The 25,645-nt window shown below is 69.1% G+C and carries 21 protein-coding genes; 10 read left to right on the forward strand and 11 right to left on the reverse strand.

Annotated elements, in window-relative coordinates:
• Positions 1-127: 127 nt before the first annotated feature.
• The 7 genes from ACI2L1_RS11790 to ACI2L1_RS11820 all read left to right on the forward strand — a co-directional run bounded on the left by ACI2L1_RS11790 (position 128) and on the right by ACI2L1_RS11820 (position 8,566).
• A complete protein-coding gene (locus tag ACI2L1_RS11790) occupies positions 128-1,465 on the forward strand; it encodes an acyltransferase domain-containing protein (RefSeq protein WP_404739155.1) in 1,338 nt (445 codons plus the stop codon).
• A complete protein-coding gene (locus ACI2L1_RS11795) occupies positions 1,465-2,874 on the forward strand; it encodes a condensation domain-containing protein (protein WP_404739156.1) in 1,410 nt (469 codons plus the stop codon). Before ACI2L1_RS11790 ends, ACI2L1_RS11795 begins: the two co-directional genes overlap by 1 nt.
• A gap of 26 nt (positions 2,875-2,900) precedes the next feature.
• A complete protein-coding gene (locus ACI2L1_RS11800; protein WP_404739157.1) occupies positions 2,901-3,686 on the forward strand; it encodes a sugar phosphate isomerase/epimerase family protein in 786 nt (261 codons plus the stop codon).
• A 144-nt stretch (positions 3,687-3,830) separates the two neighbouring features.
• Positions 3,831-5,078, forward strand: coding sequence for an aspartate aminotransferase family protein (locus tag ACI2L1_RS11805; protein WP_404739158.1), 1,248 nt, complete (start codon positions 3,831-3,833; stop codon positions 5,076-5,078).
• On the forward strand, positions 5,071-6,489 hold the full coding sequence (locus tag ACI2L1_RS11810) for a beta-ketoacyl synthase N-terminal-like domain-containing protein (RefSeq protein WP_404739159.1): 1,419 nt from the start codon (positions 5,071-5,073) through the stop codon (positions 6,487-6,489). Before ACI2L1_RS11805 ends, ACI2L1_RS11810 begins: the two co-directional genes overlap by 8 nt.
• On the forward strand, positions 6,486-7,247 hold the full coding sequence (locus tag ACI2L1_RS11815; RefSeq protein ID WP_404739160.1) for a hypothetical protein: 762 nt from the start codon (positions 6,486-6,488) through the stop codon (positions 7,245-7,247). Before ACI2L1_RS11810 ends, ACI2L1_RS11815 begins: the two co-directional genes overlap by 4 nt.
• Complete coding sequence (locus ACI2L1_RS11820; RefSeq protein ID WP_404739161.1) at positions 7,244-8,566, forward strand: class I adenylate-forming enzyme family protein; 1,323 nt, start codon at positions 7,244-7,246, stop codon at positions 8,564-8,566. The genes ACI2L1_RS11815 and ACI2L1_RS11820 overlap by 4 nt, the downstream gene beginning before the upstream one ends.
• Before the next feature lie 64 nt (positions 8,567-8,630).
• Here ACI2L1_RS11820 and ACI2L1_RS11825 read toward each other — a convergent pair whose 3' ends face one another.
• From ACI2L1_RS11825 to ACI2L1_RS11840, 4 genes are read right to left on the reverse strand one after another with little or no spacing between them, the layout of a single operon-like run.
• Positions 8,631-9,896 (reverse strand): glycosyltransferase, encoded by a 1,266-nt coding sequence (locus ACI2L1_RS11825; RefSeq protein ID WP_404739162.1) that lies wholly within the window; start codon positions 9,894-9,896, stop codon positions 8,631-8,633.
• 58 nt (positions 9,897-9,954) lie between these two features.
• Positions 9,955-11,106, reverse strand: coding sequence for a hypothetical protein (locus ACI2L1_RS11830; protein ID WP_404739163.1), 1,152 nt, complete (start codon positions 11,104-11,106; stop codon positions 9,955-9,957).
• Positions 11,107-11,108: 2 nt separating this feature from the next.
• Positions 11,109-11,906 (reverse strand): HAD family hydrolase, encoded by a 798-nt coding sequence (locus ACI2L1_RS11835; RefSeq protein WP_404739164.1) that lies wholly within the window; start codon positions 11,904-11,906, stop codon positions 11,109-11,111.
• Positions 11,903-12,871 carry an NAD-dependent epimerase/dehydratase family protein gene (locus ACI2L1_RS11840; RefSeq protein ID WP_404739165.1) on the reverse strand — a complete coding sequence of 323 codons (969 nt, stop codon included), beginning with the start codon at positions 12,869-12,871 and terminating at the stop codon, positions 11,903-11,905. The genes ACI2L1_RS11835 and ACI2L1_RS11840 overlap by 4 nt, the downstream gene beginning before the upstream one ends.
• A gap of 328 nt (positions 12,872-13,199) precedes the next feature.
• On the opposite strand from ACI2L1_RS11840, the gene ACI2L1_RS11845 reads away from it, so the two are divergent.
• Positions 13,200-14,024 (forward strand): thioesterase II family protein, encoded by an 825-nt coding sequence (locus ACI2L1_RS11845; RefSeq protein ID WP_404739166.1) that lies wholly within the window; start codon positions 13,200-13,202, stop codon positions 14,022-14,024.
• A 416-nt stretch (positions 14,025-14,440) separates the two neighbouring features.
• On the opposite strand, the gene ACI2L1_RS11850 is transcribed toward ACI2L1_RS11845, so the two are convergent.
• The 7 genes from ACI2L1_RS11850 to ACI2L1_RS11880 all read right to left on the reverse strand — a co-directional run bounded on the left by ACI2L1_RS11850 (position 14,441) and on the right by ACI2L1_RS11880 (position 22,087).
• Entirely contained in the window at positions 14,441-16,255 is a 1,815-nt protein-coding gene (locus ACI2L1_RS11850) for a DUF2272 domain-containing protein (RefSeq protein ID WP_404739167.1), read from the reverse strand.
• 34 nt (positions 16,256-16,289) lie between these two features.
• Positions 16,290-17,186, reverse strand: a complete 897-nt coding sequence (locus ACI2L1_RS11855) for a hypothetical protein (protein ID WP_404739168.1) — start codon at positions 17,184-17,186, stop codon at positions 16,290-16,292.
• Positions 17,187-17,251: 65 nt separating this feature from the next.
• Positions 17,252-17,563: a hypothetical protein gene (locus ACI2L1_RS11860; RefSeq protein WP_404739169.1), complete on the reverse strand. Its 312-nt coding sequence runs from the start codon at positions 17,561-17,563 to the stop codon at positions 17,252-17,254.
• Between the two features lie 10 nt (positions 17,564-17,573).
• On the reverse strand, positions 17,574-17,858 hold the full coding sequence (locus tag ACI2L1_RS11865; RefSeq protein WP_404739170.1) for a hypothetical protein: 285 nt from the start codon (positions 17,856-17,858) through the stop codon (positions 17,574-17,576).
• Positions 17,859-18,235: 377 nt separating this feature from the next.
• Positions 18,236-19,495: a hypothetical protein gene (locus tag ACI2L1_RS11870; protein ID WP_404739171.1), complete on the reverse strand. Its 1,260-nt coding sequence runs from the start codon at positions 19,493-19,495 to the stop codon at positions 18,236-18,238.
• On the reverse strand, positions 19,488-21,809 hold the full coding sequence (locus tag ACI2L1_RS11875; protein ID WP_404739172.1) for a hypothetical protein: 2,322 nt from the start codon (positions 21,807-21,809) through the stop codon (positions 19,488-19,490). The genes ACI2L1_RS11870 and ACI2L1_RS11875 overlap by 8 nt, the downstream gene beginning before the upstream one ends.
• 68 nt (positions 21,810-21,877) lie before the next feature.
• Positions 21,878-22,087 carry a hypothetical protein gene (locus tag ACI2L1_RS11880; protein WP_404739173.1) on the reverse strand — a complete coding sequence of 70 codons (210 nt, stop codon included), beginning with the start codon at positions 22,085-22,087 and terminating at the stop codon, positions 21,878-21,880.
• 164 nt (positions 22,088-22,251) lie between these two features.
• Between ACI2L1_RS11880 and ACI2L1_RS11885 the strand changes: the two genes are divergently transcribed.
• Together ACI2L1_RS11885 and ACI2L1_RS11890 are read left to right on the forward strand one after the other, a co-directional pair.
• Positions 22,252-22,992, forward strand: coding sequence for a BTAD domain-containing putative transcriptional regulator (locus tag ACI2L1_RS11885; RefSeq protein ID WP_404739174.1), 741 nt, complete (start codon positions 22,252-22,254; stop codon positions 22,990-22,992).
• Positions 22,993-23,185: 193 nt separating this feature from the next.
• The gene (locus ACI2L1_RS11890; protein ID WP_404739175.1) at positions 23,186-25,588 is read left to right on the forward strand and encodes a hypothetical protein; all 2,403 of its coding nucleotides are present in this window, start codon (positions 23,186-23,188) and stop codon (positions 25,586-25,588) included.
• Positions 25,589-25,645: the final 57 nt, after the last annotated feature.

The following is a 25,645-nucleotide window of genomic DNA, read 5'->3' on the forward strand; positions in this document are numbered from 1 at the left end:
CGCCTTGTGATCGTGCGGGATGGAGGGCGGCGGTCGGCAGTCCCACGATCACGGGACAGCGGTACGGGGCACTGCCGGGTCATCATCGTCATGGCGAGCCATCGCGCATTGATCACGGGAGGCAGTGGTGACCCGCACCGATTCCGCCGCAACGACCACGCTTCCCCCGCCGCTGTTGCTGATGCTGGGCGCGGTGGTCACGGCTGGGCTGACTGGCTTGGCCCATTCTCTGTCGACCGCACTGGCAGCCGGCGAGGAACTGGCGGAGCTGACGGACGCAGCGGGCCTTCAGCGGCTGCCGGAGGGACCCGAACTCCTCGTCGTGGCAGCGGCGGACCGGTCCAGGCTGTCACGGACCCTGCGTGAGTTCGCCGAGGGTGGCTCCCCGGCGAACGCGGTGCCCTGCCGGGGCCAGGTCGGCCCCCAGGCCGTGTGGTGCTTCGGCGGTCACGGCGGGCAGTGGCCGGGCATGGGACGTGAATTGCTGTTGTCGGCCCCGGTGTTCCGCGACACGATCGACGAGATCGATGCTCTGGTGTCCGCAGAGGCCGGGTTCGGCGTCCGCCGCATCCTGGAGGAGGCGGACGCCGCCCAGTACGAGCGTATCGACCGAATCCAGCCGGTGACGTTCGCCTATCAAGTAGCCCTCGCCCGCTGGCTGCTGGCGGCCGGTGTGCGCCCTGCGGCAGTGGTCGGCCACAGCGTGGGAGAGGTAGCAGCGGCCCACATCAGTGGCGCGCTGCCCCTCCCTGACGCGGTGCGGGTGATCTGTCTGCGGTCCCGGCTGCTGGCCCGCAGCAGTGGCGGGCGGGGCGCGATGGTGTCGGTCGGCCTGTCCGCGCCGGAGGTCGAGATGCGTACGGGGCCTGCGGGCGGACGTCTGTCCGTCGCTGTCTATGCGAGTCCCGCCGAGACCGTCGTCACCGGTGACGCCGACCGCGTCGACCGGCTCATCGCCGAGCTGGAACCGGCCGGAGTCCGGTGCCGCCGTATACGTATCGACGCCGCGTCACACAGCCATCTGGTGGATGACGTACTCGAGGAACTGAGTGCCGGCGCGGCGGGCCTGCGGGTGGGGAAGCCGGACATTCCCTGGGTGTCCACGGTGGTCCCCGGGCCGGACGGCGCACTGGCCGACGCCGCGTACTGGGTCCGTAATCTGCGGGGCCCGGTCCGGCTGCTCCAGGCCGTGACGGAGCTGGCTCTCGACGGCCGACGGCTCTTTCTGGAGATCGGTCCACACGGTCTACTCACCTCATCGATCCGGGACACTTTGGTCGGCCTGGGCATCCGCGACGCCCGGCTGGTGGCTACGTGCCGGCGCCAGACCTCCGAACGGCTCAGCCTGTTGAAAACGATCGGCACGCTGCACGCGAGCGGTGTCGAGGTGAATATGTCCGCCGCAGCCTCGCTCGGCCGGACCTACTGCGTTCAAGCACCCATGGACCTGGATCGGGAGGGCTGATGACCGAAACTGATGTGGTCCGCCTGGGCTTCGAAGGACCGGGACCTTATGAGAACCGGCTGACCTGGGCACAGATCTGGTGGCAGCACCATTCCGGTCTGTTCGACCCCAAGGATCTGCCCAACACCACCCTGACCTTGAAAATACCCCTCCCGGACAAGGCGGTACTGGGGGATGTACTCAAGGCCATCAGACTCACGGTGGAAAGAAACGAGAGCCTGCGGACGAAGTATCCAGTCGGCCCCGACGGCACCCGCCGGCAAGCAGCCTGCGAGCGGGGCACCGTCTCGGTGGTTCTGCACCGGCTCGACTCAGGTGCCGATACGAACGCCGTGGCGGACAACCTGCGGAGCTCATTGACGAATCAGATCATCGATCTCTCTGAAGAATGGCCGGTGCGATTCGCCGTGGTCCTCGCGGACGACCGGCCGGACTATCTGATCGTGGCCGCAGATCACATCGCGATCGACGGCATCGGAAAAATTAATCTGATCCGCCAGCTGAACTCGCTCATGGGCGACGGTGGTTCGCTCCGTGACGACCGGACGCCCATCTGGCAACCGCGGCATCAAGTTGTCAAGGAGGCGGGGGCGGAAGCACGGCACTCTTCGGAGCAGGCGGTGAGCCACTGGGAGGGTGTGCTCGGCCGTCTGCCGACAGGCCTGTTCGCACCCGCGCTGCCAAGTCCAACATATCCACGCATTCAGATGGTGAGGCTAGAGTCACGGGCCCTCGAACTCGCCGCCGTCGTTGTCGCAGGAAAGTACAGAACGACGGTATCGAACGCCCTCCTCGCCGCAGCGGAAACAATTCTCGGGATTCATCTCGGGGTGTCGCAACCCTTCTATGAGATTTCTGTCGCAAACCGTCGCGAAAGATCCGAGAGGGAGGCCATAGGTGCATTTGTCCAGTCCATGCCGGTCTCTGTTTCCCTGGCGGGCGCGGATTTCGGGGACATCGTTCGGAGCACGGGCAGAGCCGCCATGCTCGCCTATCGGCACAGCCACTACGACCCGGCGTCCCTGTCCCCGGTCCTCGACAGGTTCAACCATGCCTTCGGGACGACGGTCGACTTCACCTACAGATTCAACGACGCCCGCATCCCGCGCTCTGAAAGACTGATCGAGGTCACAGCACAGGACATCGAGAAAGCCCGTTCACGCACTACGCTCGCGGGGGCCGCCGACACCGACTGGTCGTCGGGCCCGAGGGCTCTGTTCATGCTCACCGGTCTTCCCAGCGACGACCGGATCACTCTGAGTCTTTTCTTCGACACCCAATACTTCACCCCAGATCAGGCCCAGCACATGCTCCGCGGCATGGAATCGCTCCTGATCTGCGGAAGCCGACGCGAACTCGCACCCGCCGACATCGCCAAAATCGTTATGAATGCCGAGGCGGCAGGGTGAGGGAAACCTCGACCGTACTCAGTGCCATGACCCTCCGTGCCGCCGACTTCAAGGACCGGATCCGGGCCGCGGCCGACTCCGGTTTCGACGGCATAGGTCTGCGTATCAACGACTACCGCACGGCCAGGGCTCAGGGCTGGTCCGATGCGGGGATGAGAAGCCTTGTAGCCGACCACGGAATCCGGGTCATGGAAGTGGAGCTGCTTCGTTCCTGGTGGACAAAGCAGAGCACCGAATCGGCCGAGGAGGAGAATGAGGCATTCCACATCGCCCGCGTCTTCGGCACCCGGTGCGTCAACGCCGGATTGCCGGACGGCACAGCGCAGACCGACCTCATCAGGGAATATGCACGGATCTGCCGACGAGCCGAAGACTCCGGTCTGCTGGTGCCGCTCGAATTCATGCCGTACGGCGCGATCACCTCGCTCTCGCAGGCGAACCGCATTGTCGAAGAGGCCGGTCGGCCCAATGGCGGATTGCTGATCGACACCTGGCACTGTCACCGCACGGGTGTCGGTGCCCTTGAACTGGCGCAGTTGCCGCCCGACCGGGTCATCTCCGTGCAGATCTGTGACGCGCAGCCCGTCGCGCACTCCGATCTGCGCCATGAGGCCCGCCATCTGCGGCGTGTCCCCGGTGAAGGGGTGGCCGGCATCGTCGAGGCGCTCAGGGCGCTCAGGGGGCAGACCCGGCTATCGGGAGCCGCCGTGGAGGTAATGTCCGATGCTTTGGACCGCGCATCACCCGGCGCTGCCGCTCGGCTGACATATGACGCCACGCAGAGAGTTCTGAAAGAAAGCGAATGGGACTGACTCTCGCCTTTCAGACACTGGCAACAAACTGTCAGGACCACGCGGCTCTCGGTGTGCCCGCCCGAAGCTGGTGCTCCACTGAATCACCGGAAAACTCTGGGGATCCCCGCCTTCTGAGCCATGACCATCAATGGAGATCAGCCGATGAAATACATTCCGCATCCGCCGCTCCAACTGAGCGGTTCCAGGGAACTGCTGGGCCGTGCGGCCCAGGTGGACGCCACCCTGGCGTACTCCGGATACGTCCTGCAGCGGGACCGGCTCGTCGACGGCGAGTACCCGATGTTCGCGGAGCGCGCTTCCGGAGCCCATGTGTGGGACGTCGACGGCAACAAATACCTCGACTTCATCCTCGCCTACGGCACCATCATTCTCGGCCATGCCGACCCAGTGGTCTCCGAGGCGGTCACCAAGGAGATACGGGACGGCTTCGCGATCACCCTGCGCAAGCGCGTACAGGTGGAGCTGGCCGAGCTGCTGACCTCGGTCATCCCGGGCGGCGAGCGGGTGTTCCTCCTCAAGAGCGGTTCCGACGCGACCAGCGCGGCGGTACGAGTGAGCCGGGCGCACACCGGCCGGGAGCGGGTCATCCGCTGGGGCTACAACGGCTGGCACGACTGGTGCGCCAACCGCCCCGGCGGTGTTCCCGCGGCGGCGCAGGAGGTCGTCAGCACTTTCCGGTACAACGATCTGGCCAGTCTGGAAGCAGAGTTTGCCCGGTATCCGGGCCAGGTCGCCTGTCTGCTGATGATGCCGTTCGAGGTGGATCCGCCGGCGCCCGGGTTCCTCCAGGCTGCCGCCGAACTCGCGCACCGGAACGGGGCGTTGTTCGTGCTCGACGAGATGCGCTCCGGTTTCCGCATGTGCCTGGGCGGCGCCCAGGAAAAGTACGGTGTCTCAGCCGACCTGGTCACCTTCAGCAAGGCGATGGCGAACGGCTACCCGATCTCTGCCCTTGTAGGCACCGAGCGGATGATGCGTTCCGTTGGCGAGGTCCACATCGGCTCCACCTTCCATGTGAACGGCGCCGAGATGGCCGCCGCCATCGCCACCATCACCCAGCTGCGCGATTCCGCACTCCTCAAGCGCATCGAGTCGCTGGGCGAGCAGTTCCAGCAGGGGCTGCGTGCCCAGGTCGCGGGTTCGACGCTGGACGCGGAGGTCGCGGGAGTGCCGCAGATGCCGTTCCTGCGCTTCACCGAGGGCGACGAGGAGGTGCGACAGCGTATCCAAGACCTGTTCTACACCGAGACGGTACGGCGCGGAGTGCTGCTGCACCCCAACCACCACTGGTACATCTGCGGCGCGATGACCCAGCAGGACATAGAGACTGCCCTTGAGGCCACCGCGGCCGGGTTCCGGGCGGCAGAGGCCGCCGTCAACCATGACTGAGCCGAAAGCGCTGGTTCGGGCAGCGCTCGCCACCCGCACCGGACCGGAACCCGTCGAGCGGCTTGCCGACGACGAGCCGCTGCGCAGCTTGGGACTCGACTCGGTCGCCTTGATCGCGATCACCGCCGAACTCCAGCAGAGCACGGGCGTGGTGATCGACGACGAGGTGCTGTTCGCCCCTGACGTCTCGATCACCACGCTGGCCGAGGTGATCGGCACCGCATCGGCCCTGGACCCGGACTCGTCCGCCGTCGGCGCCACCACCAGGGCCGTGGAGGTCGCCGGCCTGGGCGTCGTAGCCCCTACCGGCCACGGCGTCGGCGAGCTGTGGGAGTCACTGCTCAACGAGCGGGCCCATCGGGTGCCCGCGCCCTATCAGCCGCAACGCGGTCACCTGGTGGGAGCCATCCCCGGCGCCGGTGACAAGGAGATCAGCGATCCCGACCGGCTGTTCGCCCTGCTGTACGCGGCAGCCGAAGAAGCCCTTGGCGAAGCGCGGTTGCACAACCGCGACCGCGTCCACCTGGTGGTGGGCACCACCGACACCGGCGGCAACGCCCTGTCCCATGCCCTGGACGCGGCCCGGGACGAAGACGTCGGCCCCCCGTCCGGCTCGCCCTTCGTCGGTACCATCGCCCGGCGCGCCGCCGCCTCGCTCGGTCTGGGTGGCACCGCCACGGTCATCGGCAGCGCGTCCGCGGCAGGGGCCGTGGCACTGGGCCATGCCCTGGATCTGCTGCGTGCCGAAGAGGCGGACGAGGTCCTGGTCGTCGGGGTTGACACGGTCTCCAAAACCGCCTTCCACGGCCTGGCAGCGCTGCGCACCCTGAGCCCACGCGGCTGCCGCCCCTTCAGCTCCGCCCGGGGCGGCATCGCCGTGTCCGAGGCCGCCGCCGCCATTCTGCTGCGGCGCCCCGGCACGGGACCAGTCGGCCGGCCCCTCGGCCGGCTCATCGGATACGGAGCCAGCAGCCATACGACACACCTGGCCGCTCCGGAGGCAGCGGGCATCGAACTGGCGGTGCTGCGCGCCGTCGCGGACTCGGGTATCGCGCTGTCGGACATCTCCTTCGTCAACGCCCATGGACCGGGCACCAGGCGCGGAGACATCGCGGAGACCGAGGCACTGCGAGCCGTCTTCGGCCCCGGGCTGCCGGGACTGGCGCTCAACAGCTCCAAGGGCCTGCTGTGGCACTGCCAGGGCGCCGCCGGCGTGATCGAGTCACAGGTGTGCCTACTGTCGCTGGCGCACGGGATGCTCACTCCCACGACGGGGATGGAGCCGGCCGACCAGCTGTTCGCGGACCTCGACATCGTACGTGAGCCACGGCAGCTCCAGGCCCGGTACGCGTTGTCGATCTCCTGCGGACTGGGCGGCATCAACACGGCACTCGTATGGGAGCGAGCATGATCGTCACCCAAGTGGGCTCCGCCGCCGCGGAGTTCGACCTCACCCCGCACTGGAACGTACGGCAGCTCGGCAGGGAGGGCTGGGGGCAGGCCTCCGCCCTCACGCGGGAACTCGTCGACTGCTTCGTCTCGACCGTGGGCCAGGCTTTGGGGCAGGCGGGCTGCCATCTGGTCGCCGAGGAGAGCGAGTTCATCACCGCGACCTGGTACGGAACCTGCCATGTCGGGGAGTTGATGCACGAACAGCTGCGCGAGGCGGGCCCGCGGTGGCTCGACCCCGAGCAGTTTCTCTACTACTCGCCGCATTCCCTCCTGTCGGCCGCCGCGCTGGCTCTCGGTGTCGGAGGTGCGGGCTCCACTCTGCTGGGACCGGACGCGGAGCTTCAGGCCCTCGCCCACGCCGTCCGCCGCATCCGCTCCGGGCGCGTGGCCTCCGTGGTGGTCGCCGAGTACGAGGCACTGACCCCGTTCGCAGCGTTCGCCCGCTCGGACGGCCCCGGCCTGCCGGACGATGGCGCACTTCCGACCGGCCGTGCCGCAGCGCTGGTACTGACCGCAGGTCAGGAGGGCGAGGATGCCCCCGCCATCACGGTGCGTCGCGGCATCGACGACGCTGGGGCGCAGCGGCTGGCCGAGCAGCACGGTGCCCCTGTGGTCCAGGCAGGCCCGGGACTGCTGCGTACGCTGACCGAGGCGCGAACTCCTCTGGTGGTGCTGTCCGGCGATCCGGGCCGGCGCGACGCGGTGGTGCTCTCATGACGGACTTCAGCGAGGTCACCGAGATCACTGATCTGCCCGCCCGCGTGGCGTCGTTCGCGTCGTCCGCGCCCCGGCGCCCGGCAGTTGTCTCGCCCGACGCCGCCATCAATTACGGTGATCTGGCGCTGCGCGCGCAGCGGAGAGCCGACCAGTGGCGCGGCGAGGGCGGCCCCGGGCGGCGCCACCTGGTCGCGGGCTGCCCCGTCGAGGTGGCCGTCTCGGTGGTGGCCGCGGCTGCCGCCGGGGTCGGTCTGCTGCTGCTGGACGCCGAAGGCCGGCTGCCGGAGCACGTGCGGGCGCAGGACATCTTCCGTGCGGCGCCGGACACCGCGACCCCGGGCCTCGGCCTCACCACCTCCGGCGTCAGCGGCCCGCCCAAGTGTGTCGAACGTCCGTGGTCCGCAGTGGCGGGCAACGCCGCCGCGTTCGCCTACGCCCTCTCCCTCGCGCCAGGTGAAGTGATGCTGTGCACCACACCGCCGCATCACAGCTACGCCGTCTGCGGCGGCATCATCACCGCGCTGATGGCGGGCGCCACCTACGCCGGGACGGCTCGGCGTACCGGCCCCAAGGCGCTCGCCGCCACGCTGGATGAGCAGCGGGTGGATCTGCTGCTCTCCGTACCGCTGCTCTACCAGTGGTACGCGACCGGGCTCGCCGCCCGCCGCGTCCCCCGGTTGTGCGTATCGGCGGGTTCTCCGCTCACTCCTGAGCACCGGGCCGCCTGGGAACGCGGCGTGGGCTGGCCCCTGGTCGAGCACTTCGGCACCTCCGAGTACGGCATGCTCACCCACGACACCGAGGGGCTGTCCGGCTCTGTGGGCCGCGCGGTACCCGGCATCGCCCTCTCCCTCGCACCGGGGCCGGCCGGCGACGAAGTCGTGGTACACGCCGCTGGCGCACCGGCCCGACTGCTCGACGAGGGCGGCCGAGCGGAACTGCTCGGCGTTCCCGGCCGAACCGGTGACCTGGGCGCTTTCGACGACGCGGGGCGGCTGACGCTGCTCGGCCGGGTCGGCAGTGTCATCAATGTCGCGGGCAACAAGGTGTCCTCGACAGAGGTCGAGGCGGCGGTACGCCGCTACGCGCCTGTCAAGGACTGCGCGCTGGTGGGCGACACCTCAACGCCGGGCGCCACCCGGTTGTGCCTGTTCGTGGAGGCCGGGGATGCCTTCGACCGACAGGAACTGATGAACCATCTCGTGTCCTCGCTGGCCCCGTACAAAGTCCCGCAGGTTGTCCACCGAACGGACGGCCTGCCGCGCAGCGCGGCGGGCAAGGTCCTGCGCTCTGAGCTGCTGCGCATCCTGCACGGCTGATCCAGGGACGCGGCAAGCGGGTGGCCCCACCGGAGGCCACCCGCTTCTCTCATGGGTCCTGCCGTCAGCACACCACAGAGGCGAATATCTCCGACAGGTCGCCGCGAGCACGGTCCCGCGCCAGCACCTTTTGTGCGTATCCGGCCCGTTCTGCGAACGCACCGTCGGCGAAGATCTCGTCGACCGTCCGGGCGATGTCCACCGCCGGGACGACCGGGTCGTCCGTGACTCCGCCGTGTCGGTTGACGTAGGTGATCGTGCCGTCCACCGGGTCGACCTCCGTGGTCCGGGCCACCAGGCCGGCGCCGTGCTCCGCCACGAAGTACCGTCCGTTGGCCTCCTGCTCGGACATGAACGGAAGGACGACCTGCGGCTTGCCCTGCTCCAGCGAGGCGAGCACGGTGGAGTACCCGCCGTGGCTGAGAACCAGATCCGCCCAGCCGATCGGCCCGGTGATGCCCGTGAACCCGCCGAGCTGCACATTGCGGTGCTCGCGTACCCAGTCCGCCACGGCGAACCCGGCGGAGAGGAACACGGTGAAGTCCGGCCGGTCCAGCGCGGCCAGCACCTCGCGCAACGCCCGCTCGGTGACCATGCCGCCGCTACCGATGGTCACGTAGACGTGGCGGGTTCCCTCGCGGCGCACCGGCTCGTACGGCGGGCCCGGCGGGTCCCAGTACATCGGTCCCACGTAAGCGGCCTCCTGGCGCCCGGCGGGAGCCGACGCCTCCGGTTCCACCTCCGGTGAGCTGGGCACTACGGTCCGTTCCCCCCACAGCAGCTCCCTGGCGTGGTCCACAGGAGCGAGCCCGTGGACGACGGCCAGCTCGTTGAGCACACAGAGTGCGTCGGGATGCGGCAACAGCTTCGTGGGTGCTGCGGTGTTCCACGGCATCCACGGGTGCGGACTCGACAGCAGAAAGTCGGTGTCCGCGAGCGACACCACAGGCAGCCCGCGCAGCCGGGCAGCCAGCACGGCCGTCGGCTGCATGTCGGTGACCACGATGTGCGGCCGGTACGCGTCGATGGCGGCGAGGTCCCGTCGCAGATCGGCCTCGGCCACCTTCCGGCGGTAGTAGCCTCCAGCGACCGACCAGACCCGCTCGACATCGGTGAATGGCAGAAAGGCCGGTACCCGCCCGGGCGGGCCGCCAGGGGACGGTACTCCTACTAGCGGACGGCCCGCCTCCGCGACAATCCTGGCCACCGCAGAGGGGCCGAAGGCGCACTCGAAACGGCCGTCGAGCCGGTCGGCCGCGGCCAGACCGCGCCCGGTGTACCCCGCGCCGCCGCCTGCGGACCAGGGAAAGAACAGCGTTCGAATCGTCATGGCAGAAGAACTCCGAGCCTTGGGAGAGCGTGATCGCGCGGCGGGTCGCAGGGCGTGGTCACCGGGCGAGACCGGCAGAGCCGTCGAGCACGGTCAGCCACTGGCGCATCAGATGGGCCATCTGGTGGATGAATCCCCGCAGTTCCTGCGTCCAGACCGGCCCGGTCATCGCTTCGACAGCGTCTTGGAGCTGGTGCGACAGCGAACGGTAGGTCTCGCTGTAGGTGCTTCCGTCGAGCTTGGCGCCCTGGAGCCAGACCAGCAGGTCGTCCAGTATCGCGATGGCGGGCAGCTCCTGCTGGAGGTCCCGCAGCAGCCAGTGGTCATTGCGTCCGTGCACCGCCAGTGGCGTGCCGAAGCGCACCGCGTGGCCCAGGTGCTTGGCACACGCCTGGACGAAGTAGCCACTGAAGATGTCCGCGTACCGGTCCATGGCCTGGCCTGTGTGACGGTACCCCATGCGCGGGAAGTAGTACGCGGCCACGGCCTCCCGGTGGATTGCGGTGTTCTGGGAGTTGACAGGGGCCCAGGTACCGGGCGCCAGGACGGCTTCGGGACGGTTCAGCGCGTGTACCTGAGGGCTGATCGCGATCCGCGTGATCGCGTCGACATCCGGGTCACCCAGCCAGAGACCAGCGTTGACACGGACATCGGCGAGGCCGGGCGCGTCCGTGGCCGCCGCTGCCGGGGCTCGGTGAGCGTAGGGAAAGCCACGCGGGTATACCCGCATCGGGCTCACATCGAGCATTTCGCACGGGTTCCACCAGCCCGACTCGGACTCGACCGTATGGTATTCGCGCTCCCCTGCGATCACGGTCAGGTGCTCCCGGAAGAAGTCATCGCCCTGCGGGAAGTTGTCGTCGTCGACCGAGACCAGCAGATCGGCCCCGGCCATCCAGGAGAGCAGATAGCCGATGTTGCGGCGGTTGTCCGAGTTGTGCGGGACGAGGGTTGGCGCACCGAGCCCGGCCAGCAGTTCGTCCTGTTCCTCGACCGTCGGGCTCAACACCTCCAGACCGTCGGCGCGCGCCTCCTCGCAGACCTGGAAGAAGCGCTGCGGAGTCTTGCGGTCCGCGATGACGACCAACCGGATGCGATTCTCGCCGCTCTGCCGCGCGATGAGCTTGCGGTACGAGTCGAAGAAGGCCGCGCTGTCACCGATCGTGGTCATCACGATGTCGATGTGGCGGGCGGACGTAGGGGTGGTCATGGTCAGCTCTCTCCACTCGCTTGGTTCACGGCTTCCGACAGGGGGCGGTGCCGTGCGCTCTGCCCGGCAAGCCGGATCAGTGACTCGAGGGCCGGGCCGCCTGCCAGTCCGGCTACTACCTCGTCGGCGCCGGCGGCTCTCAGTTCCTCAGCCGTGGCCGCGCCGGTGGTGACAGCGAGACAGCTCAGGCCCGCCGCATGGGCGGCGGTGACGTCGCGCACCGTGTCACCCACGAGCACTCCGGCCTGGGCGGCACCGGCCGGGGCGCACGCGATCACACCGGCCCTCGTCACGTCCTCGCGCTCGGTGGTCCCGTCGCCGAATCCACCGTCGTACAGCAGGTCGGCCAGACCGGCTGCCCGCATCTTCCACAGCGCGACCCGGCGGGCGTTGCCAGTGCTCATGCCCAGTGCGAACCCGGCCTGGCGCAGGGCCTCGAGTGCCGTACGCGCCCCGGGCAGCAGGTCACCGGAGCCATACCAGCCCTTGGGCGGCACCGCCCCCTCAAGCCGCTCCGCCATGTCGTCAACGACTTCCCGCATCCGTTCGGCCACCTCGTCCTCCGTGGCTCCCGCCAGGACCAGGGCGGCGCGAATGGTGCCGGCGTCGGTGAAACCCGCGAGGTTGACCCCGTGGTGAAACAGCTCGCCGCCCCGGTACTCGAACGGCGCCGCGCTCCCGGTTGCCGTCACCAGGGCTGCGGCCATGGCGTCCATGTGCATCCGCTGGAGTACCGAGCCGGGCCTGACCAGCGTGCCGTCTAGGTCGAACAGGGCCAGTCGGCCCGTCACCACCGTCACGACGCACTCGCTGCGGTGAGTTTGCCGCTGATCCACTGATATGTCTCCAGCAGACCCTTTTCAAGGGGGATCTTCGGCTCCCAGCCCAGCGTCTCTCGCAACAGGGTGTTGTCGGAATTGCGTCCCCGGACACCCTGCGGGCCCTCGATGTGCTCAATGTCAAGATCGTCACGGCTGGCCGCGTCGAACACCAGCCGGGCCAGCTCGTCGATGGTCACCAGCCGGTCCGACCCGATGTTGAGCGGCACCCTGCAGTCGCTGCGCATCAGCCGGTAGGTGCCCTCGACACAGTCGTCGACATAACAGAAGGAGCGGGTCTGGCTGCCATCGCCCCACACTTCGATCGAACCGTTCTCCCCGGCGAGCGCGACCTTGCGGCACATCGCCGCAGGCGCCTTCTCCCGCCCGCCGTCATACGTGCCGTTGGGCCCATAGATATTGTGATAACGGGCGATGCGTATCTCCATGCCATGCTGCTCGCGGTAGTAGCGGCAGAGGAGTTCGGCCATCAGCTTCTCCCAGCCGTACGAGTCCTGGGGATTCGCCGGGAAGGCGTCGACCTCGCGCAGCGCCGTCGCGTCCGGGGTGGACTGGATGTGCTCGGGGTAGATGCACGCGGAGGAGGCCAGGAAGTAACGGCTCACTCCGGCAAGCTGGGCCGCCCGGATCGTATTGATGTTGATCAGGGCGTTGTTGTGCAGGATGGTCGCGGGGTCACGGGAGATGAAGCCCATACCCCCCATGTCGGCCGCGAGGGCATAGATCTCGTCGATGCCCTCGCACGCGGCCCGGGCCACCTCGGCGTCGCGCAGATCGCCGACGATGAACTCATCGGCGTCCGAGTCCGCGAACTCGGGCCGCTTCTGATCAACACCGCAGACCCACCAGCCCTGTTGGCGCAGATAGGACACAAGGTGGCTGCCGATGAAGCCTCCTGCGCCCGTGACAAGAGCTCGCTGGGACATGTCAGTCATTCCTTAGCCTAGGGTGTGGATCAGGAGATCGGGGACGGAACCGCCACCCCGAACCGGCTCAACGGCCCGACTGCCGCCGACAACTGCGTTGGCCCTCACATCGCGGCAACAGAGCACTGATTCGCCGGTAGCGGCACGGTAGGCAGCCACCGCCCGGGCCGAACGGCCCCTGACCACTTCATGCCAACGGCCCTCGGTCGCGAGCCCGGCGCTCTGCTTCAGCCCAGGCAGGTTCCTGCCAGGCTGCTCCGTCCCAGACGTACCGCCCATTACGGTGCGGAGTCGTCGTCCACCGGCAGGGACCACTCAGGAAGCTCCTATGACCAAGCCCCTCCATACGCCTACGGCACCCGCGAAGCCCTTGCCCCCTGTCGCGTTCCGTCCGCGGCCGGTCTCCCTCCCCCGTTTGCGGATCTTCCTCTTCCATCACGCCGGCGGTTCCCACCGTTTCTTCCGTGGCTGGAGCCCGTACTTCCCGGCCGACTGGGATGTCGTCCTGATGGAGGTCCCCGGCCGCAGCGTCTCCCCGGGCCAACGCCCCTGCGCCAACCTCGACGAGGTGGCCGACCTCTTCCTCCGCCACATTCAGCCCTGGACCAACCGCCCCTACGCCTTCTTCGGCCACAGCATGGGCGCCCTCGTCTCCAACGAACTGACCCGCCGCCTACGCGCCGACGGACACCCCGGCCCCATATGGCTCGGCCTCTCCGCCTGGTCCCCCGACCACACCCGCCTCGCGGACCGCGAGTCCGGCCGCCACCTCCTCCCCGACAGCGAACTCCGCGCCTTCCTCCGCCATGTCGGCGGCACCCCGCCGGAAATCCTGGAGAGCGAAACCCTTTGGCGTCTGTTCTCCCCCGCGATCCGCAACGACTTCCGCCTCATCGACACGTGCGCCCCCACGGCGTACTCCACCGTGGAAGACGTCCCTCAATCGGTCTTCGGCGGCAAGGACGACACCCTCCTGCCCGTTGAATCCCTCATCACATGGGCAGACCAGCACCCCCGGCTCACCGGCGTGCACCTCTACCGCGGAGATCACTTCTACCTGCACCCGCACCGCCAGGAGATCGTCCGGCAGATCACCACGGATATCCTGGCCACGCTGCGAGAGACTCCGGATTCAGCCACCACTCCCGACTGAATCCGGAACTCAGACGCCATCCGCTTATCTCTCCCGCCAGGATTGACACCGCCAACAGGTCCTTGACTTCGTGGCTCAGCGGCCGGACGGCCTGCCACTCCGCCTCCGTCAGGTCGGATCCGTAGCACGGGACGCGGGTCCGGCCCGTCCGCTGCGTTGCCGAATCTGTCCGCGAGGCAGTCACACGACGGGGACGGCGAGTTGGACTCCGCGGACGCGGGCACGAAAGACTGCGGCAACAGTGCCTCCCGGGGCTGCTCGCCGCTTCGACTACCGCGCATACCGTGACTGTGGCCTGTCGTGATCTACGCCCGCAGGCGGTTCATCCGTCTTCCACCACCACCGTGAGCGCGGCCTGTGCTCAACCGGCCAAGGGAGCCACGGCCTCGCCGCGCGAGGGATACGTCCGGCCGCTGTCAGCAGTTGATCACCTTCACCATTTCGATCCAGGAGTCAGGTCCGATGGCCCCGTCGGGTGTCAGTCCTCGGCCTCGCTGCCATTGCGCCACGGCATGGGCGAATGTGACGTCGGCCGGGGTCGATCCGGGTGATGCGATCAGCCGAGTGATGGCGTCGAGGTGCTCGCCCCAGCGCAGAGCCGTGGCGTAGGAGGTGTTCAGGCGAACTGCCCGGGCTACGGCGTCGAGGTCGAGCACAGCAGCCTGTGCGGCCGGTCCCGACTCCTGCTGGGGCGCGAAGGGGTTGCCGTCCCGGACCTTGAGAATGGCGAAGTACCGGCAGGCCTGCCCTGACTGCTGGGGTGCTACGAAGCCCTGCGCGTCGATCGCGATCGTCTTGGCCTTCACCGATTGGCTGACGTTGCCGCCGACTGCGGTGAGTTTGCGCCCGGTCCGGTCCACGGCTGTGACGACATCGCAGTGCGTCGACCACGCCGTGCCGTTGTCGATCGTCGCGTAGGTGACGCCGCCGCACCCGGCGCCACCGCCCCGGTCGGCGCAGACCAGGTCGCCGACCTCGGGGACGATCTTCTCGACCGGGTAGGCCCAGAACGGGTTGGCGGTGTTGCCCGTCTCGGCGTTGCGTTTGGCGGCGCTGACGTACTCGCGATGTGCCGTGCTGTAGGCGAAGGCACTGCCCGCGCCGGCTTGGCGCATCACCCAGCTGATGAAGACCGCGCTCCATGGATGGCCGCTCTGCCACGAACTGCTCTGCAGGTCCGAGGCGGCCACAGGGCTTCCGACACCCGTGCGGTAGTAGTCCTGAAGCGTCGCGGTCATCGTCGGCTCGGTTTCGACACGGGCCCCGTTTCTCCACCTGGTCCGCTCTTGTTCGGCGAGTTGCGCGATCCGGGCCCGCAACGGGCCGACGCTCGGGACCCCGCCGGCAGGTACGCCGCCGGGGGCAGGGACGTAGGGCGAGCCGGCCGTCGGGTGCGGGGTGGTGCCCAGCCCGCTGCGGTGAGCGTCGATCGCGGCGATGTCGCGTTTCGCCGCGTCCCCCGAGGCGTAGGACCAGCGGGCCCAGCCACCCCGGACGTCTACGTGGGCGTACATGGCGCCGATCCCGACCGCGATGTCCCGGCCACACGCGTCCAGCGCGGCCCTGGCGAGGTCGAGTCCGGACATGCCCGCGACGCTGATGTCAGCGGCCTGTCCGCTGCAGTGGCGGCTGAGGGTCGGGGTGGCGCCCCTGGCGCGGTACACGGCCGCGTTACGCGCCCAGGACCGGTACCCGGAGCTGATGGTGACGGGCTTGGCCAGCCTGTCGCGCAGCGCCTGCAAGCAGCGCACCAGCGCGGGGGAGATCCTGGCGATGTCGGCGGCCGTTCCGCCGCTGCTCACGAGTTCACCGACGGTGAAGTTCGGGGAGAGCTTCTGCGGCCGGACGGTGGGGCCGGTGGCGTAGAGCGGAAGTCCGGTCGCGTAGGGATCCCAGTGTTCCGCTTCCTTGGCGGTGGCGCCCGTGGTCGGCATCAGGGTCAGCCCGGACGGGAACGCCTCGTCCTGGACCGGGTTTCTGGCGAGTTCCCACTCGGCCAGTTCCACTTCCCCGGACTCGGCCTCGTCGGAGACCTCCGGGGCGAAGGACTCGTCGTGCGCTTCGGCGGCGAACTCGGCCAGGGACATCTCGGGACCCGACTCCCCATTGACGGTCCCCTGTTCGGCCGGCCGGAACACTTCCTGTGCGACCCAGTTCGGGGGCTGCTGTGTGACGGACGGTGGATCGGCGGTGAGGGACTCGGTCCAGTCCCAGGTCTGCGGACGGGTCATCGTCGCCTCCCGGTCTCAAGGGGTGTCGGTCGGCTCAGAGCCGCCCGGGTGCGGAGCCGTTCGTGCTGCTCTTGGCGGGGTCGGGTGCCGCGGGCAGATGCGCGCTCGGCAGCCGGACGGGCTGCGAGGACGACGAGGGCGGGCCGTTGACCACTCGGACGCCCGTTTCCTTGATCGGATCCCCGGTGGCGGACTGCCAGAGATCGATGACGCGGTTCATCGTGTCGCGCACCACCGGTTGCGGGGAGCCACTGCGGAACAGCAACTCGGCATCGCTGGGCTCGTTGAACCGGCCGGCTTCGATGAACATGAGCACCGGCGAGACCAGGTCGGCGAGTTCGAACAGCTCACGCGCGCGGCGCGGGGGTGTGATGCCCACGCGTTGCGCGATCCGGGCGAGCCGGTCCGCGGCGTTTCCGGCGCTCCCCGCGCCTGCCTGAAGGTCCCCCACCACGTTGTTCTCGGTCTCCAGCAGCAGGTGGAACCAGCTCATGGTGACAACGTGGCCGAACTCCTCACGGGCGAGCATCCCGGCCCGCCGGCGCATCCCCATCATCTCCGAGAGCGTCTGGCACAGGTAGGCGATGTACGAGGAGTCGGTGGGATTGGCGCCGACCGCGTTGCTGTCGTTCACGAACGCGAGCCACACCTGGCGCAGCAGCTCGATCCACACCTCGCCGAACCGCAGGTTCGCGGACGCCCCCACGTCGGACTTCCACGGCTGGCCCGGGATCCCGGGCGGCGCGTGCGGCAGGTCCATCCCGAACATCCGCCAGTAGGCATTGCGACGGTTGACGAGTGGGTCCGGTCGTAGCGCGCTGGTGGTGCCCGTGATGGAGAACAGCGGGGGATCGCGGAAGAACAGCTCCTCGGTGGCCCGGACCCAGCTGTAGGTCGTGTCGTTGGCGGCCTCGAGTGTCTCGCCGACCACATACCGGCGGACGACTTCCCGCAGGATCTCCGCGACACCGGTGCACTCGACCAGGAAGGCGTAGATCAGGTGGTCCCACGGCAGGCCGCGCCGGAGTCGAGTCCCGCGGCAGGCGCCGGCGAGAACTGACCGGGGATCGCGATTCCCGAACGCAGGTCGTCGAGCAGCCCGCCGTTCACCTCTCCGGGCAGTTGGAGGCGGGCCACGACTTCCGGGGTGACACCCGCCGGCGAGGTCTCGAACCCGGGCCAGTCGGCCTGGCCGCCCTCGGCCCATGCCTGCTCCACCCAGCGGCTGAGCTGAAGCGGATGGATCCTGAAGAACTCGTTGGTGTCGAATCCCGAGTCGGCCAGCAGGCGCGCGAGCGTGCGGAACATAGTGGTCTCCTCAGGAGGTGGGCCGGGACGGGGTGTTGGGGGTTCTCGGGACACCCGTCAGAATCCGCCGCTCGCTCTGGTCGAACACGCGCAGCCGTACGACACGGTCGACCACGATGTCTTTGTGGCGAAGGTGGGTCGGATCACCGGGGTTCTTGGTGGCCTCGGCCACCTTCACGCGCCAGACCTCGCCGATCCTGGTGCCGATGTGATTGAAGCCGCCGATGCTGACGGCTTCGTCGGGGAGCGGCGCACCGAGTTCCAGGATTCCGTCCGACAGCACAGGGCGCACCATCCGGCCGGGCGTATCCGAACTGCGGCGCCCGAGCCCGGCCAGCAGGTCTCGAAAGTCGCGCTCGATATTCAGTTGCCGGGGGCTGAATGCCCGCGGGGCACGTGTTTGGGAGCCGTTGCGCAGGAACGTCGTCAACGCCGTGATCGCGTTGACGATCTCGGGGGACGAGAACTCCGGCGGGCCCGGTGGCAGTGTCGAATCCGAGGCCGTCGTCGAGCCCGCGCCCGAGTCGGGCCCCGTGTCGGGCCCGGTGGGGGGTGTCGAATCCGATGGCGATGTCGAGCCCGCGCCGCCCGTGTCGGGCCCCGTGTCGGGTCCGGTGGGGGGCGTCGAATCCGATGGCGATGTCGGGGATGGTGCCATGGCTGTCTCCCTGGTCAGGCTGCGGCGGTCGCATGGTCCGCGCCGAGGCGGCGCAGCCACGTCTCCAGGTCACGGTCGGCGTTGTCATCGGGGCGCTGCGACCGGACTACGGTCCAGGCCAGGATCCGCATGGGTTCGAGCCGTTGCAGATAGCTCGAGGTGTACAGCGCCGCCCCGGCCCCGTCGGCGAGCCTGCGCAGTTCGTCGGGCGCCACCCGTCGCGGATCGGCCAGGGCTGAGAGAGGCCGGCCGCCGAAGGCCCGCATCGGCCGCTCCGTACACACCCGGACGATCTCCGGGAGGAGAGGCAGCGTCGCCCGCGCGACGAGCGCGGACTCCGCCGGCGCGGCATCCACGGGATGGCGGTACAACCAGGTGCGCACGAGGTCGTCCCACGCCCCGGCGCCATACCAGTACCGGCAGAGCGCGGCGTTGAACACGACCCGCAGCAGGCCCATCGGGTGCGGATCCCCTGGCGGCATCCGGTACACGGCGGCGGTGGTGCCGTCCACGACGTCGGCCAGCGCCGGTACGGGCGCGTAGCCGGTCAGGACGAACGCGACGACGTCGGCGGCGACTTCGCTCGCCCAGCCGTGCCAGGCCTCCGCGGCGATCGGCGACGCGGGCGCGAGCACCTCGTGCAGGGCGGTGGCGAGTTCATCGGTCCACTTCGTCAGGTGCGCGACCTGATGGCCGCCTTCGTGGATCAGGGACGTCGGCCGGAGCAGGTTGTGCCGGGTGATCTTGATCGCGGCGGCTGGGGAGAGCGACGCGTCCCACAGCCGTATCCCGGCGCGCAGAATCGATGCTCCGAGGCCCTTGTCGAGGTAGACCAGCACGGGAGGGACCGGGATTCCGAGTGGCCCGAGGATGCGGTCCATGGCGTCGACGGCCAGCAGGTCCAGGCCGCGCAGGAGCTGTGCCAGGCGTGGGCTGGTACGCGTGCCGACGGCGTCTCCGAAGAAGTCGATCACTGTTTCGGCGCGGACATAGGCCTGGCGCAGGGCAAGCACTCGCTCCCGGAGCCGGGCCAGGTCGTCCTGCCCCGTGATGCCGGGTAGTTGGGCCGTGAGCTGGTCTGCGCGGGTGGCCACCGCCTCGGCCGATCTGGTCAGCCCGGCGCGGACGCCCGTGCCGAGGTAGGACTCAAGACCGGCCCAGGCCTGTGGTGCGGCGACCATGTCGAGGTCGGTCAGTTCGTGGGCGGCCCGTCGCCAGTGCCGTAACTCAGCCGCGAGCTGGGCGGCCAGGACGTCGACTCCCGGCTCAGCCACCGGAGCGCCAGCCGGGAGTTACCGTCACGGTCGGCTCGGGCGGCGTGCCCCGCAGGCTCTCCCGTGTGACGCCTTCGAACACCAAGTTGATCGTGAGGCCCTGGGCCGGGTCGCGGACCGCTTCGGTGAGCTGTGCCGTCTGGCCCTGCAGCATCGTGGAGAGCCCGGTGTCGACGGCCGTCGCCAGCTGCTCCGCGGCCGCCCTCGCGGCTGCGGCGTCCGGCAGCAGGGACCGCTTCACCAGTTGGTCGGTCAGCCGGGGCACGAGAGAACGCTGGTGCACCTGCTGAACCTTGCGCAGGGCGCCGGGCAGGTCCGGGCCCTCGGCCCTGGTCAGCAGGTCCAGCATCTCCTGGGCCTGCCGTTCACTCAGCCGCAGGGCGATCCTGAGCCGCGGCGGAGTGGCTGCGGAGTCCACGTGCACACCGACCCGTGCACGTGGCCCGGCAGCACTCCCTGCCATACGGCTTGCCGTGTGTCCCTTGGGCCGCAGCCGGACGAACCGGCGGCCGGGAGCGGCGCCCGGCCGGGCCGTCGGCCCGCCGCGCCCGGACACGGGCGTGGAGCGGCCCAGTCCCGGCTCGCCGAGCAGCAGTCCGGCGATCTCCGGTGTGAGCGGGGCCATTTCCTCGGCGATTGTCTCTGCTTCCCCGGCGCCCCCGCGGAGGGTGTCGTCGTGGCGGAGGTGTCCGAGGTGGCCTCCGGGGAGCATCTCGTAGAGGTGGGCCTCAGCGGTGGTGGGCCAGTGCCGTACTCCGCGGTCGAGCAGGTGCGACTCCAGCGTCCCGCCGTCGGACCACGGCACCGCGCGCGCGACCTGCCTGCTGACCTGGATCTCGAACGGCTGCGTGTACTTGAGGAAGCGGTAGCGGGGGGCGGCCGCCCGCGGCATCAGCACCCACACCCCGCTCTCGTGTTCCGACTCCCGCTCGGGCAGGTCGGCGCGCAGCAGCCGACCGGGGAGGTGGGCGGCGGCGGCTTCGGCGAAGAACTGCTGCACGGCAGCGTCGAGCAGGAGCCGGTCGTCCTGCACTGCGGCGGGAAGCGCGAGTGCTCGGCGTGCCGTCGTCTCCACGGTGGCGGCCAGCGCCTCCCCGGCAACGTCGGTCTCGGCCTCCGGCGGGACTTCCAGGCCGATGAGCTTCATGCCGACGTCGACGATCGGACGGGCGATCTGCTTGGCGGGGCCGGGTCCGACCATGGTGCGCAGCAGGTCGGCGATGCGCTCGGCGATGAAGTCGACCACCCGCTGCCGACCAATGATCTTGAGGCCGAGCTTGATCAACGGCAGTGCCGCCATCACGACGGGGAGGAACTGCTGGATCTCCGGCTTCGGGTAGGAGCCCGCAGAGAGTTCGGTGAGCCGTCGGCCCAGTTCGCGCCGGGCCGCGTCGAGTTCGCCGATCGGGTCGGGCGTGTCGGCTTCAGCGCCGGCCGCCGCCTCCGCCAGCACTCCGTCCGCCGCGATCTCGTCGGGGGCCAGCAGCAGACCGACCACACCGCGGTCGAACTCGCCGACGAGTTGGGAGGCTGCCGAAGGCTCCGCATCACCGCTACCAGTCGCACCGGCGGGGGCGTTGACCGCGCCCGTCCCGCCGGCGACACCCAGCTTCTTCGCTATCTGTTCCGCGATGGGCCGCACGGAGGCGGGCAATCGGTTCATCGCCGACTTGACGACTCGCGCGAGCAGCGGCCGGACGACACCGCCGAGCTTCTTGAGCAGTATCCCGATCGGCAGGATCTTCGAGACTACGCTGATCCCCTTCTTCGCGATCTTGACGACGCCCTTCACCAGGCTGCCCGCCTTCTTCAGCAGACCCCCCAGGAACTGCTCGAACACGACCTCACGCGACCCGACCGGTTCCGGGGCCATCGACTCCAGCAAGGCATCGAGATCGCGCGCCGACATGGCGGTGAGGTCCTCGTGCTCCAAGCGGGCGGTGATGCCGTCGAGCAGTCGATCGGAGTGCTCGGCCAGCGACTCGGCCCAGCTCTGCAAGCCGGCCTGGGAGCCCTCCCCGGCCGACCACGCGGTCTCACTCTGCAGATGCGCTGCAGCGGCGTCATCCACGAGCTGAGCCACGGCGTCTTCGAACTCGTCGTCGGCAAGCTCGCCGACGAACTCGGCAAGCACGTCTTCGCCCGCGCCGCCCTCCTCGCTGTGCAGTCCCGAGCCGAACGGCGAGTCGAGCACCACCCCGGTCGTCGGCTGCGGACGTTCGCCCGCATCGACGGGGTCCACCGACAAACCGGCGAAACCCGCGAACGGGGACTGCAGCTCGGGTGCGGTCGGGCTCGTGGCCAACACGTCCATCGCCCTGCCTCCTTGCCCTCCGGTGCGGAGGTGGGCAACAGCGTGCGGGACGTCCGTAGCGCACTGGGTCAATCGGTCGTCTCCGGATCCGTAGAATCCACCGTCAATCCTCCGAGAACGGCTGCGAGGACGGCACAGGCCTCCTCCGCCGAGCCTGCCGCGATACGCCGCACAGGCACAGCCGAACCCGGCTCGGCACCCACCAGCAGTACGGCGACCACCTGGCCGTCGTGCAGCCAGGACCGTACGACAACGACGCGCCATGGCTGAGATTCCATGGCTGCGAGTATCCGGACGGCCCGTCTCGCTTCCATCAACGCGTAGGGCGTGACGATGGATTGACGCCCCCGTACACGGTGCGAGGATAGAGTCCGCGAACTACGCGGAGGAGGTGCACATGCCGCACCCTCCCTGGCCCGATTCCGCAACATGCTCCGCTCCCGTGCTGGTGCGCCTCCTCAACGGGTTCCGTCTCGACATCGGGCAGCACGAAGTCGTATTACCGGCCCACGCCCAGCGGGTGGTGGCGTTCCTGGCGCTCTCACGCCCCTCCGGCATGACGCAGCACCGCACGGCGTTGGCCGAACAGCTCTGGTGCGACGGTCCCCGCCCGCGCGCCCAGGCGAGTCTGCGCACAGCGATCTGGCGGATCCGACAAGCCGATGACCGGCTCGTGCACGCCGACCGCGCGCACGTGTACCTCGGCGCACTCGTCGAAGTCGACGTCGAGCGCAGCCTGGGCCAGGCCGGAAGGCTGCTCAGCGAGGACGGCCACCTCGCACCGGACGACGCGGCTACGACAGGCCTGGTCGCGGACCTCCTGCCGGGTTGGGAGGAGGAATGGCTGATCGTGGAGCGAGAGCGCATCCGTCAAGTGCGGATTCACGCTCTCGTCGCGCTGTCGCACCGGCTGCGCCGGCTCGGTCGGTTCGTACCAGCACTCAACGCCGCCTACACGGCAATCACCGCGGAACCCCTGCAGGAATCCGCCCGTGCCGCGTTGGTCGAAGTCCACCTGGCTGAAGGCAACGTCGTGGAGGCCCGCAGACAGGTCGACCAGTACGCACGGCTCCTCTGGGACGAGATGCGACTGACCCCCTCAAGCGAACTGGTAGGCCGGGTGGCGTGGCCAGCGGGCGGGCCTGAAGTCGCGAAGCGGCTGGATGGCGTGCCGTTGGACTGAGATTCCGCCAGCAGGCCCAATTCCGCATGTCCCACACGGATGAACCGGCCAGTTGTGTCGAGGTGAGTAGTCACCTCAGATGGGCACCTCTTCTCAGTCGTCGGCGTGCGACATTCCTTGACACGGGTTGCGGCGACTGCTCTGGTGGACGCACCGGTGCCAGCCAGGCGCCCGTTCATTCCTGGGGGAAGGAATGAACAGCATCATTTTCGGACAGTTCAGCGTCACCCTCGTGGACCGGCACGGCGCTCGCCTCGCCCACCTGCCCTTGCGCGCCCCCGCATTGTCATCGCCGCGGCGTGCCCACGGCACCACCGCCCCCGCGCCACCCACCCTGTGGGGCCGTGAGGACGAACTCGCCCTGGTCTGCGTCGCGGCGCGCGATCAGTCGGCGGTGGAATTCACCGGCACCTGCGGAGCCGGGAAGACCGCCCTCCTCAAGAACGCGGCCGCCGCCCATGCCGACGGGACCTACCTGCGGGTGGGCGGCACCGCGCTCTCGGACCTGCTCCAGGACCTGATGCGGTACTTCTACGTCTACCCGGGCCCGGACGGCACGCGGCTGAGCGCTCAGCAGTGCGCTCAGCAGTGCGCTCAGGCGCTGGCGGGCTCCAGGGCGGGTGCTGCGGGAGTCGTCGCACTCGACGACGTGTCCTTCAGCCCGGAGCAACTCGACTATTTGCGGCGCGCGTTACACCGCTGCACCCTCGTGATCGGCGCGCCCACCCCGGTGCTCGGCGCGCTGGGAACCTCCACGGCGCTGCCGCCCCTGCCAGAAGCGGCCGCGGTGGACCTGCTCCGGCGGGAGGCGGGCCGCGTCATCCCCGACGCCGAACTGGCGGCTGTACGACGACTGGTGGCCGCCGTCGACGGGCAGCCACTGTATCTGCGGCAGGCGGCCGCGCTGGTGCGGCTGGACGGCCGCACCTTCGACGATCTCGCTCGCCGCGCCGAGTCCGACCCGGGCGTCCTGGACGAGCTGTCCATCTCGGCCATCGGCCCCCAGGCCAAGCGCGCTCTGGCAGTGCTCACGCTGGTCGGCGGTGCGCTGCTGCCCGGCGCCGTGCTGTCGCAGATGGCCGACATCGCGTACGTCAGCGAGACCTGGGAGTCGCTGTCCGCGCGTGGCCTGGCCGAACAGGGCGAGGACCGCTTCGGGTTGCCGGTCTGCAAGGCCGAGCCCTACCGGCAAATCCTGTACCGCTACATCGGGCTCGCCTCGGCGATGCGCTCGCTGGGCGACTGGCTCGCGTCCGGCGACCCGACCGGCGAGGAAGCTCGCGGGGCCCTCGACGCGGCACTGAGCCTGCTCGGCATCGCGGCCCAGCAGCGCCAGTGGCAGGCAGTCGTCCGGTTGGCAGCCGTCGTCGAGAGAGTGCTCTTCGTCCAGGGGCACTGGCAAGCCTGGCAGCACACCCTCGCGCAGGGCATCACTGCCGCCCAGGCGGCCGGGGACACAGTCTCCGAGGCGTACTACACCCACCAGCAGGGCGTCCAGCACTTCCTCCACGACCGCACGGACCACGCCCGACGTCTCCTGCACCGGGCGCTCGACCTGCGCACCCGTATGGGAGACCTGGCGGGAGCGGCGGTCACCCAGGCCAACTTGGCCCTGTTGGAACCAGCAGCACTCCCGACCCCGCCTTCGTCCCGGTCGCCGGATGCCCGGAGGCGTGTGATCACCGCGGTTGCCGCGGTGATCGCGGTGATCGCGATCGGCTCAGCACTCGTCCAGGCCTTCGGCGACGATCAGGTCGTCACTGATCCCCCATGGCCACCCGTGACTTCGAGTTCCGGCGCGACGACTGGCCGCCCTCCGACCAGCAGCCCTCCGACCAGCTCGTCCGGCGTTACGCCCATCACGGATGACGCACCCGACATCACGCCGACCACGCAGGGCTTCGGGGAGGTCGACATCAACCCGGGCTCGAAGGCCCAAGTATTGGACTTCACCGTCACCAACCCCAACGGCCAGACCATAGGCCTCGACTCCACGGACATACCCGGCGACACCGGCTTCTCGCGTGCGGGCGGCACCTGTGAAGACCAGCTGGCGGCCCATGCCTTCTGCACGGTGTCCGTCGCATTCTCACCGAGCCGGATAGGCCCGGCGAGCACTGAGCTCACCATCACGTCGGGGACGAGCACCGCCACGGCCAAGCTCTCCGGCACTGGATTCGCCTATCTCACGATCACCTTTGCCGGCCAGGACGATCAGACGGTCACAGTTGTTGACGGCGAGGGCGAAAAGGTCTGTGAGAAATCCAAGGAAGCAGCCGAATCTGATCCATGCGAAATGATCCCCGTCCTGGCGAACGGGCGTGAGCTGACCGCCTCCATCGACAACACCAAGTACGTCTTCAGCGGGTGGTCGGGTGACTGCACCAGTGACGCCCAGGGCGACACCCCCACCCCCACCCCCAGTAGCACCTCTCCCCCTTGCCGACTGCCCTCCGATCAGGAGGCCAAGGTGACCGCAACCTTCGCCCCCGTGACCGATCCTGATGGGATTGACGCCGGCTTATCAGTGCCATCACCCCATGCCACCGTCCCGCCGGCCTCGTTCTCAGTCGGCCCGACAACTGCGGGCACGTGAGTCCGCCGGACGGAAGGAACGAAGCAAGCGAATCTCAGCGGGTGGTGAGCCGCAAGC

Origin of the sequence: Streptomyces sp. NPDC019531 (genome assembly GCF_044903305.1) — a bacterium.
GTDB lineage: Bacteria > Actinomycetota > Actinomycetes > Streptomycetales > Streptomycetaceae > Streptomyces.

Coding starts and splice junctions, on each gene's coding strand:
- ACI2L1_RS11820 (WP_404739161.1), top strand. CDS start 7,244: ATGACGGACTTCAGCGAGGTCACCGAGATCACTGATCTGCCCGCCCGC.
- ACI2L1_RS11800 (WP_404739157.1), top strand. CDS start 2,901: ATGACCCTCCGTGCCGCCGACTTCAAGGACCGGATCCGGGCCGCGGCC.
- ACI2L1_RS11805 (WP_404739158.1), top strand. CDS start 3,831: ATGAAATACATTCCGCATCCGCCGCTCCAACTGAGCGGTTCCAGGGAA.
- ACI2L1_RS11830 (WP_404739163.1), bottom strand. CDS start 11,106: ATGACCACCCCTACGTCCGCCCGCCACATCGACATCGTGATGACCACG.
- ACI2L1_RS11795 (WP_404739156.1), top strand. CDS start 1,465: ATGACCGAAACTGATGTGGTCCGCCTGGGCTTCGAAGGACCGGGACCT.
- ACI2L1_RS11865 (WP_404739170.1), bottom strand. CDS start 17,858: ATGGTGCGCCCTGTGCTGTCGGACGGAATCCTGGAACTCGGTGCGCCG.
- ACI2L1_RS11875 (WP_404739172.1), bottom strand. CDS start 21,809: ATGGACGTGTTGGCCACGAGCCCGACCGCACCCGAGCTGCAGTCCCCG.
- ACI2L1_RS11890 (WP_404739175.1), top strand. CDS start 23,186: ATGAACAGCATCATTTTCGGACAGTTCAGCGTCACCCTCGTGGACCGG.
- ACI2L1_RS11860 (WP_404739169.1), bottom strand. CDS start 17,563: ATGTTCCGCACGCTCGCGCGCCTGCTGGCCGACTCGGGATTCGACACC.
- ACI2L1_RS11825 (WP_404739162.1), bottom strand. CDS start 9,896: ATGACGATTCGAACGCTGTTCTTTCCCTGGTCCGCAGGCGGCGGCGCG.
- ACI2L1_RS11880 (WP_404739173.1), bottom strand. CDS start 22,087: ATGGAATCTCAGCCATGGCGCGTCGTTGTCGTACGGTCCTGGCTGCAC.
- ACI2L1_RS11815 (WP_404739160.1), top strand. CDS start 6,486: ATGATCGTCACCCAAGTGGGCTCCGCCGCCGCGGAGTTCGACCTCACC.
- ACI2L1_RS11850 (WP_404739167.1), bottom strand. CDS start 16,255: ATGACCCGTCCGCAGACCTGGGACTGGACCGAGTCCCTCACCGCCGAT.
- ACI2L1_RS11840 (WP_404739165.1), bottom strand. CDS start 12,871: ATGTCCCAGCGAGCTCTTGTCACGGGCGCAGGAGGCTTCATCGGCAGC.
- ACI2L1_RS11845 (WP_404739166.1), top strand. CDS start 13,200: ATGACCAAGCCCCTCCATACGCCTACGGCACCCGCGAAGCCCTTGCCC.
- ACI2L1_RS11810 (WP_404739159.1), top strand. CDS start 5,071: ATGACTGAGCCGAAAGCGCTGGTTCGGGCAGCGCTCGCCACCCGCACC.